The organism is Geobacillus sp. ZGt-1 (assembly GCF_001026865.1).
Lineage (GTDB): Bacteria > Bacillota > Bacilli > Bacillales > Anoxybacillaceae > Geobacillus > Geobacillus thermoleovorans.
Genome location: NZ_LDPD01000143.1, coordinates 1 through 245 on the forward strand (window position 1 = coordinate 1; position 245 = coordinate 245).

The 245-nt window shown below is 51.0% G+C and carries 1 pseudogene; it reads right to left on the minus strand.

The window, feature by feature from the left end:
• Positions 1 to 138 precede the first annotated feature (138 nt).
• A pseudogene (locus VU18_RS18100) lies at positions 139 to 245 on the minus strand (IS982 family transposase); the annotation flags it as partial.

Here is a 245-nt window from a genome sequence, read left to right on the forward strand (position 1 = left end):
TTTCTGTGTGCTTTCAATCCTTCGCTTTTCCGGTACACCTCGACGAGCTCCTCTATCGTCCGGCCCGCGATATCGGCCGGAAACGGCGGCATGTCCAATACGGCCACCGCCATTTTTCCCAAATTCTGAAATACGGTGGAGAACTTCGGAATCGAGTACGACTTCAAATCCAGTCCTCGAATCTTTCTGAATCTCTGTGATCCGGTACTGGTCAACCAAAACCGAAAATACCGTCTCGATCCCTC